This is a genomic window from Corynebacterium sp. H113, from assembly GCF_037572315.1.
GTDB lineage: Bacteria > Actinomycetota > Actinomycetes > Mycobacteriales > Mycobacteriaceae > Corynebacterium.
Genome location: NZ_JBBHKZ010000002.1, coordinates 1,163,221 through 1,181,964 on the forward strand (window position 1 = coordinate 1,163,221; position 18,744 = coordinate 1,181,964).

Annotated in this window: 17 protein-coding genes, 1 tRNA gene and 1 pseudogene; 6 read left to right on the top strand and 13 right to left on the bottom strand. The window is 57.4% G+C overall.

Features of this window, described 5'->3' with window-relative positions; all coding sequences use genetic code 11:
- Positions 1-212: 212 nt before the first annotated feature.
- The 3 genes from rraA (at position 213) to amrS (ending at position 3,441) form a co-directional block, all read left to right on the top strand.
- Entirely contained in the window at positions 213-686 is a 474-nt protein-coding gene (rraA, locus tag WG938_RS06430) for a ribonuclease E activity regulator RraA (protein ID WP_339978635.1), read from the top strand.
- Positions 687-823: 137 nt separating this feature from the next.
- Complete coding sequence (gene amrB / locus WG938_RS06435) at positions 824-2,323, top strand: AmmeMemoRadiSam system protein B (RefSeq protein ID WP_339978638.1); 1,500 nt, start codon at positions 824-826, stop codon at positions 2,321-2,323.
- Positions 2,323-3,441 (top strand): AmmeMemoRadiSam system radical SAM enzyme, encoded by a 1,119-nt coding sequence (amrS, locus tag WG938_RS06440; RefSeq protein ID WP_339978640.1) that lies wholly within the window; start codon positions 2,323-2,325, stop codon positions 3,439-3,441. The genes amrB and amrS overlap by 1 nt, the downstream gene beginning before the upstream one ends.
- A 60-nt stretch (positions 3,442-3,501) precedes the next feature.
- On the opposite strand, the gene WG938_RS06445 is transcribed toward amrS, so the two are convergent.
- The 6 genes from WG938_RS06445 to WG938_RS06470 form a co-directional block, all read right to left on the bottom strand.
- Positions 3,502-3,575: transfer RNA gene (locus WG938_RS06445), tRNA-Pro, on the bottom strand.
- Positions 3,576-3,688: 113 nt separating this feature from the next.
- Positions 3,689-4,663 carry a hypothetical protein gene (locus WG938_RS06450; protein WP_339978642.1) on the bottom strand — a complete coding sequence of 325 codons (975 nt, stop codon included), beginning with the start codon at positions 4,661-4,663 and terminating at the stop codon, positions 3,689-3,691.
- A gap of 227 nt (positions 4,664-4,890) precedes the next feature.
- On the bottom strand, positions 4,891-7,173 hold the full coding sequence (gene der, locus WG938_RS06455) for a bifunctional cytidylate kinase/GTPase Der (protein WP_339978644.1): 2,283 nt from the start codon (positions 7,171-7,173) through the stop codon (positions 4,891-4,893).
- Positions 7,173-8,066, bottom strand: coding sequence for a pseudouridine synthase (locus WG938_RS06460; protein WP_339978648.1), 894 nt, complete (start codon positions 8,064-8,066; stop codon positions 7,173-7,175). The genes der and WG938_RS06460 overlap by 1 nt, the downstream gene beginning before the upstream one ends.
- Positions 8,067-8,187: 121 nt before the next feature.
- A complete protein-coding gene (bioD, locus tag WG938_RS06465) occupies positions 8,188-8,955 on the bottom strand; it encodes a dethiobiotin synthase (protein WP_339978651.1) in 768 nt (255 codons plus the stop codon).
- Between the two features lie 24 nt (positions 8,956-8,979).
- Positions 8,980-10,329 (bottom strand): adenosylmethionine--8-amino-7-oxononanoate transaminase, encoded by a 1,350-nt coding sequence (locus tag WG938_RS06470; RefSeq protein WP_339978653.1) that lies wholly within the window; start codon positions 10,327-10,329, stop codon positions 8,980-8,982.
- Positions 10,330-10,443: 114 nt separating this feature from the next.
- Here WG938_RS06470 and WG938_RS06475 point away from each other — a divergent pair, with 114 nt between their 5' ends.
- Positions 10,444-11,970, top strand: coding sequence for a peptide MFS transporter (locus tag WG938_RS06475; protein ID WP_339978656.1), 1,527 nt, complete (start codon positions 10,444-10,446; stop codon positions 11,968-11,970).
- Positions 11,971-11,996: 26 nt separating this feature from the next.
- On the opposite strand, the gene scpB is transcribed toward WG938_RS06475, so the two are convergent.
- Entirely contained in the window at positions 11,997-12,611 is a 615-nt protein-coding gene (scpB, locus tag WG938_RS06480) for an SMC-Scp complex subunit ScpB (protein ID WP_339978658.1), read from the bottom strand.
- 125 nt (positions 12,612-12,736) lie between these two features.
- On the opposite strand from scpB, the gene WG938_RS06485 reads away from it, so the two are divergent.
- Both WG938_RS06485 and WG938_RS06490 read left to right on the top strand, forming a co-directional pair.
- Positions 12,737-13,540: a hypothetical protein gene (locus tag WG938_RS06485; RefSeq protein WP_339978660.1), complete on the top strand. Its 804-nt coding sequence runs from the start codon at positions 12,737-12,739 to the stop codon at positions 13,538-13,540.
- A 103-nt stretch (positions 13,541-13,643) separates the two neighbouring features.
- A pseudogene (locus WG938_RS06490) lies at positions 13,644-13,877 on the top strand (restriction endonuclease); the annotation flags it as partial.
- A 15-nt stretch (positions 13,878-13,892) separates the two neighbouring features.
- Here WG938_RS06490 and WG938_RS06495 read toward each other — a convergent pair.
- The 6 genes from WG938_RS06495 to WG938_RS06520 form a co-directional block, all read right to left on the bottom strand.
- Entirely contained in the window at positions 13,893-14,099 is a 207-nt protein-coding gene (locus WG938_RS06495) for a hypothetical protein (protein ID WP_339978666.1), read from the bottom strand.
- Positions 14,100-14,228: 129 nt separating this feature from the next.
- Positions 14,229-15,041, bottom strand: coding sequence for a segregation and condensation protein A (locus WG938_RS06500; RefSeq protein ID WP_339978668.1), 813 nt, complete (start codon positions 15,039-15,041; stop codon positions 14,229-14,231).
- A gap of 27 nt (positions 15,042-15,068) precedes the next feature.
- Complete coding sequence (locus WG938_RS06505; RefSeq protein ID WP_339978876.1) at positions 15,069-15,947, bottom strand: ParA family protein; 879 nt, start codon at positions 15,945-15,947, stop codon at positions 15,069-15,071.
- Positions 15,948-16,012: 65 nt separating this feature from the next.
- Positions 16,013-16,975, bottom strand: coding sequence for a site-specific tyrosine recombinase XerD (locus WG938_RS06510; RefSeq protein WP_339978670.1), 963 nt, complete (start codon positions 16,973-16,975; stop codon positions 16,013-16,015).
- Positions 16,962-17,627 (bottom strand): NUDIX hydrolase, encoded by a 666-nt coding sequence (locus WG938_RS06515; protein WP_339978672.1) that lies wholly within the window; start codon positions 17,625-17,627, stop codon positions 16,962-16,964. Before WG938_RS06515 ends, WG938_RS06510 begins: the two co-directional genes overlap by 14 nt.
- Positions 17,628-17,632: 5 nt before the next feature.
- Positions 17,633-18,721 (bottom strand): copper transporter, encoded by a 1,089-nt coding sequence (locus WG938_RS06520; protein WP_339978674.1) that lies wholly within the window; start codon positions 18,719-18,721, stop codon positions 17,633-17,635.
- Positions 18,722-18,744 lie beyond the last annotated feature (23 nt).

An 18,744-nucleotide genomic window follows, 5' to 3' on the forward strand; every position in this document is an offset into this window, starting at 1 on the left:
GATGCTATTACACACTGCGAGAGCCCGGCGAGTCAGCGTTGGCAGCGACTGTATAACTATCCACACTAACGGAATCACAAGGGCGGACGTTTTCCTAGGAACCTAACCCGGCGATCTTTGTCACTTCCGAAGCATCAATCTGGCACTATGTTCAGAAGTACAAGCTGGGCGCGCTGCCCCAACTGTCGCCTTGAAAAGAAAGTGAGTTCACCATGACCATCGAATTCGTACCTACGGCGGATCTTGTCGACGAGATTGGCGCAAACGTGCGTAGCTGCGATCTGCAGTTCCGCGATATTGGTGGTCGTCGTGAGTTTTGCGGACGCATTACGACGGTCAAGTGCTTCCAGGATAATGCCCTGTTGAAGTCAATTCTGTCGGAAGATTCCGACGGTGGTGTCCTTGTGATCGATGGCGATGCTTCCTTGCATACCGCACTGGTCGGTGACGTGATTGCAGGACTTGGCCAGGAGCACGGCTGGGCAGGAGTAATTGTTAACGGTGCAGTCCGTGACTCGAAGCTGATCGGAGAAATGGACTTCGGGTGCAAGGCATTGGGCACGAATCCGCGAAAGTCCACGAAGTCTGGTTCTGGTGAACGCGATGTTCCGGTGTCGTTCGGTGGCATCACCTTCGTTCCTGGTGAAACTGTGTATGCAGATTCTGACGGGATCGTCGTTCGGTAGTTCCGCACCTCACCTATGACCGCGTTGGCAACATTTTGGCTCGTTTTTTGGCTGGAATTGTTGCTAGCTCGGTCATAAGTCTCTGATTGGGCGCTTATTCCCTGGCCAGACCACTTTTCTCTCGCTAACCTGGGGTTATGAACTCCGCCAGCGCCCTTTCCAGCACTCCATCCGGCAATCAACAGCCGCCTACGGTTCGCCCGGCTGCGGTCGCTGGCATGTTTTATCCGGCTGATCGCCACGAACTCTCGGAGTTAGTTGATTCGCTGCTTGCTGATCTGAGGCTTGCCGATCCGAGGCTCGCTGCTCCGCAGCTGGTCGCTTCTGCCCCTTCTACGGCAGACAGCGAAAGCAACAGTGAGCCAATTCCATCCCGCGTTGTGGTGTGTCCACACGCGGGTCTCGTGTATTCGGGCCGCCTCGCAGCGAGGAGTATTCGCAGCCTCCAGGAGTGGGATCGCACTCGTCATTCCATAACGACGATCGCCATCTTTGGCCCCAACCACCGTGTTCCGTGGCGAGGTGCCTGCTTGTCCGGCCACGACAAGTGGGCGACACCGCTTGGCGAGGTGGCCGTCGACAAGCAATTGGAACAGTGGGCACTCACCCAGCCCAACGTGAAGGTGGCGCCGGCCGTGCACGCCCAGGAGCACAGCGCAGAGGTCGAGTTACCGTTCCTACAGCGAGCGTTTCCGCAAACGCGCGTGCTGCCGATGGTTATTGGGCAGATGGAAGCGCATGAGGTAGCCGCGCTCATGGAGCAGGTGCTCGCAGATCCAGGGGCTGCTGTGCTGGTCAGTTCGGATTTGTCGCACTTTTTGCGTGACGACGATGCTCGCCAGGTCGATGAAATCACTTTGAAGAAGGTGGGCGCGCTGGAGAGCATTGGGCCTCGGGAAGCATGCGGGGCATTTTCGTGGAATGGGCTGAGCGAAGTGGCGGCAAAGTTGGGGTTTGAACCTGTGGTGCTTGAATCAGCGACATCAGCGGATGCGGTTATCGATGGTGTGCGCATGGGAGATCGCCCAGGCGGAGCGGACTCCGTCGTTGGGTATGCATCGGTGGCATACGTGGAGGTCGGTGAGAAGCTGCCGGGGATGGCGCGCCAGGCAATCGAGTCAGAACTTGGAGTTCGTACTGGCGAGCCCCTGATTCCTGATCATCCGTGGCTACGGACTAACGGTGCCAGCTTTGTCACTATTAATACTGTCTCCGGCGTTGTGCGTGGAGCACCGCCGAGGCTTCGGGGATGCATCGGTACGTTGGAGGCCTACCAGCCGCTGGGCGTGGATGTCGTGAGGCATGCACAGGCTGCAGCCTTCGAGGATCCCCGGTTCAGGCCGGTCACCGCCGATGAGCTCGATTCCCTTCGTATCGAGGTTTCTGTGCTCTCGGCTCCGCAATCGCTCGGCAGGATCAGCCGGGATGAAGCGTTAGCCACAATCCGGCCAGGCATTGACGGCGTGACCATTTCTTCGCGGCGCGGTCGCGCCACCTTCCTGCCCCAAGTATGGGAGCAGTTGCCCGATGCCGATGAATTCTTGATGCATCTGCAAGCAAAAGCCGGCTGGGCGCGTGGATCGTGGCCAGATGACACTGAGGTTTCCATCTATACCGTTCGTAGCTGGGAGGAGTAATGTCCACCGATACCGCAGGTCACATTGCCCAATGGTGGGACAAGGTTCCCGAGCCCGCGGATGGTACCGATAAGCCCGCCCGTATTCAGTGCGACCTGTGCCCGCGTCATTGCCGCCTCCGAGACGGTCAACGTGGTTTCTGCTACGTCCGTAAGAATGTCGGAGGGAACCTGATCCTCGACACGTATGGCCGATCTTCGGGTTTCTGCCTTGATCCCGTCGAGAAGAAGCCGTTGAATCATTTTTTGCCGGGAACGTCGATCCTCAGTTTCGGCACTGCAGGATGCAATCTGGGGTGCAAGTTCTGCCAGAACTACGACATTTCAACATCACGTCAATGGGATACGCTCTCCCAAACCGGTGCCCCCGATGCCATTGCGGAAGCAGCCCACCGATATGGTGCCAAGTCCGTCGCGATGACCTACAACGACCCTGTGATCTTCGCCGAATATGCCATCGACACCGCCCGCGCTTGCCACGAGCGGGGCATCAAAACCGTCGCAGTCACCGCTGGCTACATCACTCCAGTCGCTCGCGAAGAGTTCTTCGATGCCTTCGACGCGGTCAACATTGACTTGAAGGCTTTCACGCCTGAGTTTTACAAGAAGCTCACAGGCGCAGATCTGAAGGTTGTGCTGGACAATTTGGAGTGGCTTGCTTCGCGACGAGATCGTCGTGAAGCTCCCTGGATCGAACTAACGACGCTGGTCATTCCGGGGCACAACGATGCGCCGGAAGAATTGGCTGAAATGTGTCGCTGGGTTGTGGAGACGCTGGGGCCGGATGTGCCGCATCATTTTTCAGCTTTTCACCCCGATCATCGGATGCGGGACGTACCTGCGACACCGCCGGAGACTTTACGGTTGGCACGGGAAATCGCACTGGAATGTGGCGAGCAATTTCCGTACACCGGCAATTTGCATGATGCCGATGGAGACGCGACAATTTGCCCTTCGTGTGGTGAGGTCGTGATTCGGCGCGATTGGTACGAATTGTTGGAGTACCGACTGGATGAGCGTGGGTGCTGTGCTTCGTGTGGCACGCGAATTCCGGGTGTTTTTGAGGAAAAGCCGGGGACGTTTGGACGTCGTCGTGTGCCGGTTCAGGTGGCGAGGTAGGCCCAACAAAAACCGCAGGAAGCCGGGACATTCCCCTGCTTACCTGCGGTTTTAGCTTTGTCGGGCTGACCGGATTTGAACCGACGACCCCTTCACCCCCAGTGAAGTGCGCTACCAAACTGCGCTACAGCCCGTCCGCTGTCGCTGCACTCAATATCCTGAGTCGATAGCGACAACTGCTCCAGATTACATCAATGAGACTTGCTTCCTCAAAAATGCACTCAGAGTACTGATAGCCGGCGAAAACTCACTCCAGGTAGATGCTGACTGGCGTATCAAGATTGACGTGCGTTCCCTCACCCGGGTCAATCGACGCGACACGTCCGGTCGCCGCTGCAAGCGAGTTCGTCAGGTTGCCATTGGCATCGTAGATTTTCACATCCTTGAAACCATTGACCCGCAGCTCCATCTCAACCGTGGCTGGCGACTTTCCGGCAACCGAACTTGGAATCATGCCAAGTCCGGACGACGTATCACCCAGTCCGGGCAGCGCTGGCGGAGTTTCCCGCAGTCGAGACAACTCGTCCTGCAAGCGCTCCTGACCTGGAATGTCCGATGGCAGCTCCGGCACTGATGGTAGAGACGGCAGCGATGGAAGCGACCGCGACGGTGGCTCAGGTGTCTCGGTGGTCTTGCTTGTCGACGACGGCGCCGGTGCAGGTGCTGTCGGCTCCGGGCCATCATTGCCACTTCCCGACAAGAACTTCAGAATCAGCGCAACCAGCACAACCAATGCGATGATCGCGGCGATTGCAACGATCACGACACCGCGAGAGCTTCCCGACCCGTTGTTCCTACGCGAGTTCTTTCCCCCATCGTCGTAATTGTCCTGCCCATATGCAGCAGCAGAACCGGCACCTGCAGCTCCAACGCCTGCTGCTCCGGCACCGACTGCGCCTGCAGCGGCGGTGTTGTCGTAGCCGCGTTCGTCGTCGGAAAGCGGAGCCCAGTACTGACCATTGGCATCGCGGGTAGAGCCCTGCGAGCCGTCCCGGCCGACCCCCGAAACACCAATAATCTGCGTCTCGTTCGGGTTGTCAGTGCCACCGAAGTCGGCATCGGGGTTGTAACCAGAAGGATCATTGCCACCCAGGTACTGAGTGTTCTGGTCATCACGGCCAATGAACTGAGTGTTCTGGTTGTCATCGCCGAAGTATTGCGTGGGCTGATCCTCATTGAACGGATCGCGTCCAAAGCCACGTCCACGTCGATCGTTCACCATGGGTTCGGTCCTTTCTTACGGCAAGCGTCACCATGTTCAACGGTTATGTGGCGTAGATAGTTCCAAAAACAGGTGTGAATGTAAAACGAGGTGACTTCAGTGTGCCTTGTTCGCGGGCATGCCAATCAGACCCGCCAAATAGAGCTTTCACCACCATTCACTACGGGAAAACTCCCAAAGCAGTGGTGAATGGTGGTGAAATCTACCGTTACGCAACTACGCGCACGCTACTTCTTCTTGCCACGCTTCTCGCGTACGCGAACAGCAATGCGCACTGGCGAACCCTCAAAGCCGAAGGATTCGCGAAGCTTACGCTCCAAGTAGCGACGGTATCCGTGCTCCAAGAATCCAGTTGTAAACAGCACGATCACTGGTGGACGCGACGAAGCCTGCGTTGCAAAGAGCACACGAGGCTGACGTCCGCCACGCAGCGGAGGCGGATTCTGCTGCATGATTTCGCGAAGCCACGTATTCAGACGACCTGTCGAAATTCGCTTATCCCACGAATCCAATGCCTCGATCATCGCAGGTTCTAGCTTCTGCACGGCTCGGCCAGTCTTCGCAGAAATGTTTACGCGACGAGCCCACGGCACGTGCGCCAACTGCAGCTCGATCTCGCGCTCCAGCAGGTCGCGACGATCCTCATCCATCAAGTCCCACTTGTTGTACGCGACGACAAGTGCGCGTCCGGAGTCCAGAATCAGGCGCAGCACGCGCTGATCCTGCTCGGTGATTGGCTCGGAAGCGTCGACAAGAAAGACACACACTTCAGCGTTATCGATGGTTGAGCGGGTACGCAGCGACGCATAGAACTCATGTCCCTGCGCCTGCTTCGTCTTCTTGCGGATACCGGCAGTATCCACGAAGTTCCACATGCGCTCGTCCATCTGCACAACCGAGTCCACCGGATCCACAGTCGTACCCGCAACGTCGGATACAACGGCGCGATCCTCGCCGGTCAGCTTATTCAGTAGCGATGACTTGCCCACATTCGGCTTACCGATCAGCGCCACACGACGTGGACCGGTTGGCTTGCTCTTGGAGCGTGGTTCCTCAGGGAAAGACTTGACGACGAGATCCAGCACATCAGCATTGCCACGACCGTGGAGTGCGGACGTTGGGTATGGATCGCCGAGGCCCAATGACCAGAATTCAGCCATGTCGCCGAACTGGGAGTCCGACTCGAACTTGTTGGCCACGAGGATGACTGGCTGGTCGGCGCGCTGCAATCGGCGAGCCATGATCTCGTCGGTCGACGTCACACCCACAGTGGTATCCACGACCATGATGATGACATCGGCTGTCTCCATCGCGACTTCTGCCTGTCGAGCAATAGCTGCGTGCATACCCTTCGCGTCAGGATCCCAGCCACCGGTGTCCTGCACCCAGAAGCGCTGTCCTGCCCAGTCGCCGAGGTAGCTAATGCGGTCACGGGTCACGCCTGGGAAGTCTTCAACAACTGCTTCACGACGCCCAATGAAGCGGTTCACCATCGTCGACTTGCCGACGTTTGGACGTCCGACGATCGCAACCGTCGGAAGGAGTTCTTCTTCCTCAGCTTTAACACCGAGAGCGCCAAAGGCTTCCTCGAGTGCTTCCCAGTCCGTTTCCTCATCGAGCTGGCCCGCTTCGGCACGTTCCAGGGCTTCGTTGATCAGGACCTCGTGATCCGCGATGGCGCGGTCAATGGCCTCGTCTGGATTCGTATGGGAGGTTTCAGAGCCAGGAACCGCTGGGTTCAGAGGACCATCGGCGATGGTGGCATCGAAATCAGCGACTTCGGCTTCTGCGGCCTCAGCAGCTTCGTCGTATGCCTCGAGCACGCCTGGGTAGCCAGCTTCAACAACATCGAGAATGTGCTCAATGACCTCTTCGATGTCCATGTTGGAGGTATCAAGCAGTACTGCGTCGTCGGCAGGTACCAGTGGTGAGACAGCACGGGTGCTGTCGAGCTTGTCGCGACGCTGAACGTCAGCGAGTACGTCGTCGAAATTCACGTCTCGACCAGCAGCGACGTCCTGATCGTACCGACGCTGCGCGCGGACTTCCGCAGACGCAGTCATGAAAATCTTGGCTGGTACTTCTGGCAGCACGACGGTGCCAATATCGCGACCTTCCACCACACAGCTACCAGCCGCGTAGGCGAGCTTGCGCTGCAGGGCGACCAGGTTCTCGCGAACCTCTGGGATGGCGGAGACAGCCGAGACATTCTGAGTGACCTCCGAGCCACGAATTTCACCGGAGACATCTTCGCCGTCCATCAGCACGGCTGTGGACTGCGGATCATCCGAAACCTGCAATGGCAGGTTGGCAGTGGCCTCAATAACTGCAGCAGTATCTGCTGGGTCGACGCCTTGACGCAGTACCCACAGCGTGGCGACGCGGTACATTGCCCCTGTGTCCAGGTACTTTGCTTCAAGAATCTCGGCTACAGCACGAGACACCGTGGACTTGCCGGTACCAGATGGGCCGTCGATTGCGACCAGGATGTTGTCAGTAGTTTCAGTCATTACATTCCCACCGCCTTGTACAGCGAAGCCAGCTCAGCGCGATTCAGTGCGCGCAGTGCGCCCGGAGTCTGCTCGCCTAGCTGGACAGTATGAATCTTGGTGCGCACTAGGCGCTGAACTGGATAGCCGGCAGCCTTGAGCAGTCGACGCACAATATGCTTACGGCCTTCGTGGAGTTCCACCACGATGAGGGAACGTCCCTGCCAAACATCAATGATGTCGGCCTTGTCTGCCTTAGCCGGGCCGTCGTCAAGTTCGATGCCCTCAGTCAGCTGACGCATGACCTTGCCGTTGACCTCGCCAACAACTTCGGCCATGTACGTCTTCGAGATCTCGTAGCTTGGGTGCATCAATCGATTTGCCAGCTCACCATCGTTGGTGAGCATCAGCAGACCTTCGGTCTGCGCATCCAGTCGACCAACATGGAAGAGACGCTGGCCAGAGGCGATCTTTTCACCAATGATGTCGCCGACGCATGGGCGACCTTCGTCGTCATGCATGGTCGACTGAACGCCACGAGGCTTATTCAGTACGAAATACTGCATGTCTTCGTTGACGATGATGCGAGAACCATCAACACGAATCACCGCAGTGTTTGGGTCAACGCGGATGCCCTGGCGGGTCACAATCTTGCCGTCGACTTCAACGCGGCCGTCTTCGATGAGCTTCTCAGCCATGCGACGCGATGCCACGCCAGCCTGTGCGAGAACCTTTTGCAGGCGAACACCTTCGCCCTGCTGATCATGACCATGAGCATGGGTGCCGGGGCCAGACCTATGCTTCTCGACGTGCTGTTTACGCGCTGGGCGCGCATTGGACACGTACACGTCGGAAGCGTGTACTCGTTTGCTTTTGTGTTCCGGTGTACCGTCTCGGCGAGCGGGTGGAGTCACTTTCGCGATCCTTTGCAAAATAGAGTTTCAGTATCAGATTATTGCTGGCTGTGTAGTAGCACTGTGCTTTCACGCTGCGAATGCAGCTAAAACCAGCATTATCTGCACAGTGTAGGCGCAGTTACCCCAATCCTGCTAACCACTGTCGGCCAGTCGCCGTCATCCAGCCCGGCGCGGCTGCAGCGAAGCTACTCTGTGACAGCGCTCCCGCACCTTCAGCCACATTTGCGAGGAAAGGCACGCCGGTGAGCTGGCTCATATCACGCAAGTTGGTTGCCACGATTGCTTCATCGACATCGGTAATTGCGTCTGTATCGTCTCTCTCTGTCGCGCTTGCAAGGTCCGATTCAGCGATACCTGCAAGTCGTTGCGGCACCGAACCGCCGACCAGACCTACGACATTCATTCCCCGGCTACGCGCCACTTCCACGGTCAACTCAGCTGTATTGAGACTGCCGAGATTCATCGACGTGACCACCACGGTATGTGCACCCGGCAACTGCTCGGAGAGCTCGGGCAGCGCCCAGTCGTCGCCAAGCCGAACCAGCAGGCCACCGGCCCCCTCGACCAGTACCACTCGTCCTGGTCCATCGAGAGCGACAATTCTTCCGGTGGTATCAGCAACATCCAGCAAGGGCATACCGGCGCGTTTCGCCGCAGCTACCGGAGCCATCGGCTCTGGGTATCGCGCAAAGCCGTGTGTATTGGTAATACCAGTCAACTCCGTCACCGTATCCGCGTCACCGCCACGCTCACCTGGAAAGCCCGTCTGCGCTGGCTTGACGACGACCGCCTCTAGGCCTGCAGCCTCCACTGCGACCGCAAGCGTTGCGGTGGCAATGGTCTTGCCGATATCGGTACCCGTCCCCGTGACGATGACGATACTCATGCTCTTAGTCCCTACTGTACGTGCTTAGTTCTGCGCTGCGGTTGCGTCGGCGCGCTGTTCTGCTGCCACGATCGCAGCGATTGCTCGGCAAATGGAGGTCACTTCGACATCAGTGCTGATGTACGGTGGCATCGTGTACACGAGCTTGCCGAAAGGTCGCAGCCAAACACCGGCATCGACGCATGCTGCCGTTGCCGATGCCATATCAACCGGCCGTTCCATCTCCACAACGCCGATCGCACCGAGCACGCGAACATCAGCGACCCCGGGTTCGCCACGTAGCGGGTCCAATCCGGTTTTCAACATCTGTTCAATCCGGGGGACGTCAACGCGCCAGGCACCTTCTGCAATCATGTCGAGATTCTCCGCAGCCACAGCGCACGCCAGCGGATTACCCATGAACGTCGGACCATGCATGAGGCCTCCGCCTTCACCGTTGGAGATCGCTGTGGCGACGTGAGTCGTCGTCAAGGTTGCTGCGAGGGACATGAATCCGCCGGTCAGCGCCTTGCCAACGCAGAGCACATCTGGAGTGACACCCGCTGCTGCGGTGACAAACAAATCGCCAGCACGTCCGAATCCCGTGGCGATTTCGTCGGCGACTAGTAGCAATCCGTGACGATCACAAATTTCACGCACACCCACCAGCAACTCGTGGTCGTGGAAGCGCATCCCGCCCGCGCCTTGGACGACCGGCTCGATGATCACACCAGCCACCGTGTCATCAATGCATGCCTCAAACTCCTGCAAATACTGCTCGCGAACCTCCGCCGACGCACCCCGCGCAGGTGGTACCGGCGCGAATATCTGCGGAGTAAACGTCCCCGCCCACAGCTCGTGCATCCCGCCGTCGGGATCACACACACTCATTGGTGCCCGCGTGTCACCGTGGTAACCGCCACGCCACGTCAGCATCCGGTTCCGTTCCGGCTTGCCGACGGCTCGCTGATACTGCAGCACCATCTTGAAGGCGACCTCAACCGACACAGAGCCAGAATCGGAATAGAACACGGCCGTGAGTTCTGGATCGGTCAGGTCGAGCAATTTGCGGGTCAGCTCTACTGCCGGGCGATGCGTCAAACCCCCAAACATCACATGAGAACAGGTATCGATCTGCTTGTGTGCCGCAGCAACGAGTCGTGGATGACTGTGTCCGTGACACACGGCCCACCAGCTGCTCATGCCGTCGACAAGTTCTCGACCATCGACCAGAGACAGGCGGGTTCCAGATGCCGAGGCCACTGGGATCGGCTGGACCGGAGATGGAATGGGCCCATACGGATGCCAAATGTGTTCGGCGTCAAATGATGCGAGATCGCGGGCGCTTACCCCGGCTACTTCGGGGGTATCAGGAGTCGAGTTAGGTGCTAACACGATCTTCAACCCTAGCCTTTCACCATGCCCCCTGAACACTGTTCAGGGGTGGCCAGGGGGCATAACGACGCTGTGCGCTTTGCAAATGTGCAGCCCGCATTCCAGGATATGTTTATGTCCAAACTTGAACAGCGATCAAGGGTTGCGATCGCAGATAAACAGCGAGGCACCCCTCTCGGCTCCCCGAAGATCGCGATCCCCGCTCTCGTCGGTGTCGAAACGTGGGAACGCTTCAGCTACTACGGCATGCAGGCCATCATGGCCTACTACCTGTACGACACCGCGGTCAATGGAGGCCTCGGACTGCCGACAACGACTGCGACCGCACTCATGGGTGCGTACGGAAGCCTTGTCTACCTCTGCACCATCGCCGGTGGCTGGATTGGCGACCGCCTCCTCGGTGCCGAAAAGACGCTTCTTGCTGGTTCGTGGCTTCTCGTTCTCGGGCACTTGGCATTGTCTCTCATCCCTGGTGGCGCTGGTGTCGCCATTGGTCTTTTCCTCGTTGCCATCGGCTCGGGATCACTGAAGACCTCCGCCATTACCCTGCTCGGGCACGTCCGACCCCTGACTGACCGACGTCGCGACTCCGATTTCCAGATGTTCTACTTCGGCATCAACGTCGGCGCCCTCCTTGGACCGCTCCTCACTGGCTGGATCTCCGTCGAATACGGCTACCGTATCGGCTTCGCTGTGGCTGCTGCACTCATGATCGCTGGGCTCATCCACTACCACGCACTCCGCCGACCGCTCTCCGCCTCGTGGCGTGCAGATATCCGCGACGTCGTCGAAAAGCCCGCAAACCGCGCGCCAGGCCGAACGATTGTTCTTGTGGTCGTGGCAATTGCCGTGATCATCGCGGTTCTCGTCGTACTCGTGTCCGCTGGCGTGCTGGCTTTGTCCGATCTTGCAACGGTCATGTTCGGGGGAACACTTGCGGTCACCATTGGGCTGTTTGCGCAAATGCTTAACGACGGTTCCCTTAGCGCCACCGAGCGTCGCCGGGTTGCTGCGTTTATCCCGCTTTTCATCGTGTCTGTTGCGTTCTGGGCAATTCTCAATCAGACTTTCGGCGCGCTTGCGGTCTACGCAGATATCCGTACCGACCGCATGATCGGTGACTTCGAGGCTCCCGCAGCATGGGCGCAATCGTTAAACCCGATCTTCATTTTGCTTCTGTCCACGCCATTGGCGGCAGCACGATTGAAGTTCAGAGAAAAGGCTCCGAGCACTCCAACGCAGATCCTGTTCGGCGCGGCACTGGCTGGTGTTGGTGTGATGACTCTCATCGGCTACACCGGCATGGATAACGGCACGGTTCCGCTCGTTGCGCTGGTCGCAGCATACGGAATTATTACCTTCGGCGAGCTGCACGTTGGTCCAGTGGGAATGTCCACCGCAACAGCCCTGGCACCAGAAAAGTACGCGACGCGCTTCTCTGCGTTGTTCTTCATGACGATGTCCGTCGGCACTGCATTTGCCGGCATGATGTCGACCTCGTATGACCCGAATAATCACTCTGCGGAGTTGTCGTACTTCCTCACCATCGGTATCGGAGCGATTGCGCTTGCTGGACTCACAGCTGTTTTCCTCCCCTGGATTAAGCGAGCTATGCCGGAAGAAGAAACTGCGGAGCACTGAGTATTAAGCAGTATGAACTTGCTGGCCTAGAGGCCGTTCGGCTCGTCGATAAGCTCGACATCCGGCAACAATGGAGCCAGATCCGGCAGCGCCTCCAACGAATCGATGCCCAGCAATTCGAGAAACAGCTGGGTAGTCACGTAAAGATGCGCGCCGGTAGTTGGCTCCTCGCCCGCTTCCGCGATGAGTCCACGCGCCAGCAAGGTACGCATCACACCATCGACGTTGACTCCGCGGACACCCGATACCTGTGCACGAGTCGCTGGCTGTCGGTATGCCACCACGGCAAGGGTTTCCAATGCAGCGCGGGAGAGCTTGGTTTGCGAACCGTCGAGAAGAAAACGCTCCACCGCAGTCGCGTACATGGGTCGGGTGAAAAAGCGCCATCCTTCTGGAGTTTCCCGCAGCTCCATGCCGGAACTCCGCGCGTCGAGTTCGCATTGAATCTCGACGAGGGCATCCATGACCTCAGGTACATCAACATCGAGCGCGTGCGCGATCGCAATCGGCTGCACCGGAGTGTCGATGACCAGCAGAATCGCCTCGACCCCGGCGCGCAAGGGTTCGATGTGTGGGAGTGCGCCGGTGGCGGGTGTGGGTGCTGAACCGTCCGCGGATGTTGGTGCAGTGCTTTCGCTCATGAGCGTTAGGTTACGCTACAGGGTCGCATGATCTTTGAGGGAATGGTGACTGTTACAGGGACGACATGGTGGTGCAGCTGCAATAGAGGCAAGTTTCAACCAGGAAACTACGTACCATTGCATGTATGGATACTGCTGGAAATATTGGCCTCATCAAGGATGAAATTCTACGTATTCGCGGAATCAACTGCGATCCAGAGAAGCAGTACTTCGACAGATATGGGGGCGGCTACCCCAACGAAGTATCCGTGGCACTGATCGACGCTGTTTACAGTGTGCAAAGCAATTACAACACCATGAGCACTCGGCTCAAGAAGCTGCGCCACAACCTAAAGGAATTGCATGGTTGGGAAAACTCGCTGCGGATTTTCTGTCAGGCTTCTGAATCGGACATTGTCGAAGCTATGGGGAATAATCGTGCAGCGCCAAGCAGCCCGCGCTCGACAACCAAGGCTTTCGCAGCCCTTCAAGTAGCCAAAAGGCTAACTTCCCAGTCACCCGAAACAGCACCCCCCTTAAAAGATGCTCTCCCCGCACTGGACTCAGCCAAGAGCATCAATGACTTCCTTGATAGCAACAAGCCGACACACCAAAGGAATGAAAAACTATTCCGTAAAGAATGCAAAAGTGTTTTGGGGATCGGCGATGTCACTACCGATTACTTCCTCATGAACCTCGGAATCCAAAAGGTCAAGGCAGACACAATGATTCTTCGTTTTATCAAGAGGGTGACAGGCACTGATGTAAACACCAAAGAAGCTGCTGCTCTGATCACCGAAGCCCACCACCAACTGCTCAGCGAAGAAAGGATTCACTTCGACCTTTTGCACTGCGACAACGGAATCTGGGCGTACGAGCGAAACCTCGAGCTGGTAGACGAAACGAAGCCCGCTACTGGATGCAGCCGGTCTGCAAAGTCAGCGGGCTAAATATCTCTACGCACCAGCATCAAGCACGGCGCGCCACACCTAAACGCGCTGGATTGCCTCAAGTTCAATCAGCACTTGAGTCTTTTCATGCACAATATTTCTTATGACGAAGTTTTCCGAGGTCCTCGATCAGCTGCGCGACAATCAACCGCAGGGCAAGTATGGCATCGCTTTTGAAAAGCTGATGGTCAATTATTTCCGTACTGATCCGACCTTGAAAAACGAATTCGACGAAGTCGTCCGCTGGACTGACTGGCGCTACAACGGCGGCCGCGTCGACACCGGCATCGACCTGGTAGCCCACCGCATCGAAGACGACAGCTGGACGGCGATCCAGTGACGGTATGACCGCTTACTCCGTGAACCGTAAATGCCTCGGTGGAAAACCAGTAGTCGTATCCACCAATCCCACGCAGCAGCCAGAAGGATCACCGAAGACTGCCACGTACCTATACAGCTCGGTTGCATCAATTATTTTCTGGTCGCCACTTTCGATTGCCTGCATCGCAGCTTCCCAGTCACCAGGAAGTCCAAGTGCCCTAAGGAAATTCTCGCTCATGAAACTATCATGCCACTTCAGCGCCTAGGTCACACGAATCGATCAAACCCGAGCACGCTTTTCATTCACCTCTCATAGCAATGAAGCGACAATCCCCCAATCGACTTCGACACCGGCAGGATTCCTCGGCTACTCCCAATTCGCCGCCGCCACCACAGCCGGATCCACATCCAGCCCGGTCCAGGCCACATTGATCTCTTCCAGCGCTTCCTCTTGGTCAATACCAATGGCCTTCGCACGGTACAGCTCAAGCAACGCGAGGAATCGCCCAACAATTTCCATCGACACGCGACACTCCGAAGTCAGCTGGGTAAACGTCATCCACGTCCCCTCACCGGCGACCCGCAACGTGTCCAGAATCCGGCCCGCCTGCTCCGGCACCGACACTTCAACCTGATGCAGGTGACTCACACCGACAGTCTCCGGTGGCTTCGGACGCATGACGACGGCCGCAAACTCAGCAAACTCCTGAGAGTTCATACCGAGCTGTACCGGTGGCAACAGCTCATCAAACTCTGGATCTGGCCCGGTCGCACGTGGGTATCGGCGGGGTGCGTTCCTCTCCCACTGCGCGAACATGTCGGCAACCTTGTTGTACGCCTGGTACTGAAGCAAGCGTGCAAACAGCAAGTCCTGCGCCTCGAGCAGGGCTAGGTCTTCTTCGTCGTCGACGTCGCCACGCGGAAGCAAGCGAGCGGTCTTTAGATCCAACAGAGTTGCCGCAACAACCAGAAACTCGGTGATCTCATCCAAGTTGGAGACAGCATCAAGGCTGCGTGTGTAGGCGATGAATTCGTCGGTCACGGCTGCGAGAGCAACCTCAGTAACATCCATCTTCTTGCTGCCAATGAGCTGCAATAACAGGTCAAAAGGGCCCGTAAAATTCGACAGGGCTACCTGGAACCCTGTGATTTCTTCTTGAACGAATTCAGCGTCGGCCATGCAGTGTCCGCCTTCGCACCGAGGACGCTAGCCCGCAGTGCGTTCGATGACCTCTCGCGCAAGATTGCGGTACTGCTCAGCTGCCGGAGTATTGGGTGCCCACGTGGTAATCGGCTCGCCCGCCACCGACGTCTCAGGGAAACGCACGGTACGGGTGATCACGGTATCGAAGACTGTGTCGCCGAAGACCTCAATGACTCGCCCCATTACTTCGCGAGCATGCAAGGTACGACGATCAAACATTGTCACCAAGATGCCCAGCACTTCCAAGTTGAAGTTCAGACGATCGCGGACTTTATTGACGGTATCCGTCAGCAACGCCAAACCACGCAACGAGAAGTACTCACATTCCATTGGAATGATGACACCCTGCGCGACCGTCAACGCGTTCACAGTAAGCAGCCCAAGCGATGGCTGGCAGTCGATAATGATGTAGTCGTAATCGCGCATCACTGGACGCAGCGCACGGCCAAGCGCTTGCTCACGCCCCACTTCATTTACCAACTGAATTTCCGCAGCGGACAAATCGATGTTCGCTGGAACCAAGTCCAAACCGCTTACCGACGAATGCACGATGGCATCTCGCACATCTGTCGAGCTATCGATGAGAAGGTTGTACACCGTCAGGTCGAGATCCTCGTGAGGAATACCCAACCCAGCCGATAGTGCGCCCTGCGGGTCAAGATCCACGAGAAGCACGCGACGGCCAAACTCAGCCAACGCTGCACCCATGTTGATGGTCGAGGTGGTCTTACCTACGCCACCCTTCTGGTTACACATTGCGAGGATCTTCGCCGGCCCATGTGACTCCAGCGGGCGTGGTTCAGGCAGCTCACGCAAAGGACGTCCAGTGAGTCCTAGTTGGACTTCTTCGGACTTCCCGGAGCTAAACAGACCCTCACCCATTGTCGTCAACCTCTATTCCTTGACTAGAACCGTGGACGGTGACATCTCTTTTACTGTACCGACAATCACGTCGCACGCGGGTGAGCACCCGCCCACACGCGCCGAAGATTATCTGCAGTGACCATCGTATAAATCTGTGTCGTGGTCACCGACGAATGCCCCAGCAATTCTTGCACCACTCGAACATCCGCACCACCTTCCATGAGGTGCGTCGCAAAGCTATGACGAAGCGTATGCGGAGATACCCGACCAGCAAGACCAGCACGCCCAGCAAGCTCGGACAAGATGTTTCCGCAAGATTGGCGGGACAATCTCCTCCCCAAAGAGTTAAGGAACAGGGCTGGACCGGAATTCATCCGCACCCATGCGGGACGCCCTCGAATCAGCCACGCATCAACGGCCTCCATGGCAAGTCCGCCGACCGGAACGATGCGTTCCTTGCCACCCTTGCCACGAAGCAGAACAAGATGCTGCTCCCGATCAATATCGTCAATGTCAAGCCCTACGACTTCCGATACACGCGCGCCAGTCGAATACAGCAACTCCACCAGAGCCTTGTCGCGGATGTCAGAAACAGTCGCTACGTCTCCGGCGGGAATGGAATCGATCAGTGTTTCCACTTCATCAATGCGCAACGCCTTTGGCAATCTGCTGGGCTGCTTTGGTGGGTTGACTCGCGCGGCGACATCAACATCGACATCGCCTTCACCGAGTGCAAACTTGTGCAGTCCTCGCACCGCTGACAACGTCCGCGTTACCGACGACGCAGCCATCGGCTTCACATCACGAGCCTCATCCCCCTTAGCCAAGTAAGCCAAGAACTCCGTGATGTCTAGCTCAGTGACCTCGCGCAAATCTTGACGACGAATCCCCCGCAAGTAGGCATCGTACTTCGCAAGGTCACGTCGATAGCTGCCGAGCGTATTTTCCGACACACCTTTTTCGACGGCGAGATAGTCAAAATATGCTCCCGCCGTTGCAGCGGTAGGACCGGTCAGTTCACTGCGCGTTTTCTTAGCGCGGGACATTCTTTAGGTTGGCGTTCTCGCCGAGCATGGCGACTCGTCGTGAAGCAAGATTGGTGGGCCTAATAGTGAACGATTCGTTGACGCTACGGCGTTCCGCATTCGTACTCAACACTTGATGAGCAACCATAATGCCCGCTAACGCGATCGAATTGGAAACATCACCGCGCAAGACCATAGCCACCGCTTCTTCCAGCGGAACCCAGGCCATGGTCATATCGGCTTCCTCTTCGCCAGGTTCAGGGCGATCTACCTCGGTGAGATCCTCCGCCAAGTAGATGCGCACAGTCTCTTCGGCGAAACCGGGAGATGCGAAGATGTCCGTCAACAACGACCACTTTTCAGCAGCCATCCCTGCTTCTTCCATCAACTCACGCTTAGCTGCGACGAGCGGATCCTCATTCGCAATGTCGAGAATGCCAGCAGGCAATTCGTACAAGCGATCCTGTGCCGTCTGCCGCCACTGATGCAAAATACAGATTTCGCCCTCATCGTTGTGCGCGACGATGGCTACGGCACCAAAGTGCTCCACGACCTCCCGCGCATGTACTTTGCCATCAGGCATGACGACGTGGTCACGTCGCAACGCGAGAATCGGAGTCTCAATGAGAATTTCCGAATCAACGACTTCGAAAACATGCGGACTATCAGCCACTGGGATCAGGCGCCTTCGGTAGGTTCTGCAGCTTCAGACTCAGATGCAGTAGCTGGTTCTGTTGCCTCGGCCGATTCAGTCTCGGCAGCTGGCTCGGAGGCGTCGGCAGAGCCAGTCGCCTCGGATGCGCCGGATCCTGTGGCTTCCGCGGACTCCGATTCCTCCGGTGCCTCCGATGATTCGGACGCTGCGTCACGAGGCTTTTCCACCCCACCGCGCGCTTCGACAATAGCTCGCACGACACCTACTCGACCAGCCGGATCACCAATAGCTGCCACCGACTTCAGCGAATCAGAGTTGCTCTTCTTGGCCTTCAGTGCAGCGAGAACACCACCCTTTTCACTTGCTTCCGGCTGGCTTGCGACGACCACAGGCCCGGAATCCGACAACGCCTCCGCGAAGTCAGCGAGCACGGTGGCACCAAACGCCGGGTCCTTGCCTTCACCTTGACCAGCACCGGTGACAAGCACCACGGCCGCAGATGGACGCAGTGTTCCGTCTTTGTATTCGACGTAGCCTCCATCACGAAGAGACTCGAGGAGGAGCTTGCGGTCAGTACCACTTGCCTGCTCGCCGCCTTCGTCGTCAAGCATGAGCACGGTTGACAATGCTTGTCCCGCCTGGCGACCAGGTTCGCGACGGTCAAGGTCCAACTGAACGGAGGCTGGAAGTGCACTATTGACGACATCCTTGAGTCCGTCAGCACCCTCTGGAGAAATGAACTTCTGGGTGAGATTCAACCGGCCTCCGTCGGGAGCGCCAGCTGCTTTCAAGGTTTCAGCGACGGCGTCGACATCTTCTTGCTTCGCATCAGGAGCAATTGCCAACACGACTGGCGTGTCCTTCAGAGCATCCTTCACGATTTCCTGAGTCAGTGGCTCGATAATCTCGTTCGCCGAATCAGCCCGGATGATTGCTCGATCCCGCTCAGATACGGCAGTATCGCGTTCCTGCGCTGCGCCAGAGGAACTGCCCAGGGTAATGCCACCTTCAGGAGCCAGCACATATGCGCCCAGCGCTGTACCAGCTGCAACACCCAATGCCAGGCCTGTCACCGCAGCCGCACCGCGACCACTCTTACGATTCTTCGCCATCGTTAATCCCTTACGTCAGCGGG

Coding starts and splice junctions, on each gene's coding strand:
- WG938_RS06450 (WP_339978642.1), bottom strand. CDS start 4,663: ATGGTGAACGATCGACGTGGACGTGGCTTTGGACGCGATCCGTTCAAT.
- der (WP_339978644.1), bottom strand. CDS start 7,173: ATGACTGAAACTACTGACAACATCCTGGTCGCAATCGACGGCCCATCT.
- WG938_RS06485 (WP_339978660.1), top strand. CDS start 12,737: ATGGATACTGCTGGAAATATTGGCCTCATCAAGGATGAAATTCTACGT.
- bioD (WP_339978651.1), bottom strand. CDS start 8,955: ATGAGTATCGTCATCGTCACGGGGACGGGTACCGATATCGGCAAGACC.
- WG938_RS06495 (WP_339978666.1), bottom strand. CDS start 14,099: ATGAGCGAGAATTTCCTTAGGGCACTTGGACTTCCTGGTGACTGGGAA.
- scpB (WP_339978658.1), bottom strand. CDS start 12,611: ATGAGCGAAAGCACTGCACCAACATCCGCGGACGGTTCAGCACCCACA.
- WG938_RS06510 (WP_339978670.1), bottom strand. CDS start 16,975: ATGTCCCGCGCTAAGAAAACGCGCAGTGAACTGACCGGTCCTACCGCT.
- WG938_RS06500 (WP_339978668.1), bottom strand. CDS start 15,041: ATGGCCGACGCTGAATTCGTTCAAGAAGAAATCACAGGGTTCCAGGTA.
- amrS (WP_339978640.1), top strand. CDS start 2,323: ATGTCCACCGATACCGCAGGTCACATTGCCCAATGGTGGGACAAGGTT.
- WG938_RS06475 (WP_339978656.1), top strand. CDS start 10,444: ATGTCCAAACTTGAACAGCGATCAAGGGTTGCGATCGCAGATAAACAG.
- amrB (WP_339978638.1), top strand. CDS start 824: ATGAACTCCGCCAGCGCCCTTTCCAGCACTCCATCCGGCAATCAACAG.
- WG938_RS06520 (WP_339978674.1), bottom strand. CDS start 18,721: ATGGCGAAGAATCGTAAGAGTGGTCGCGGTGCGGCTGCGGTGACAGGC.
- rraA (WP_339978635.1), top strand. CDS start 213: ATGACCATCGAATTCGTACCTACGGCGGATCTTGTCGACGAGATTGGC.
- WG938_RS06505 (WP_339978876.1), bottom strand. CDS start 15,947: ATGGGTGAGGGTCTGTTTAGCTCCGGGAAGTCCGAAGAAGTCCAACTA.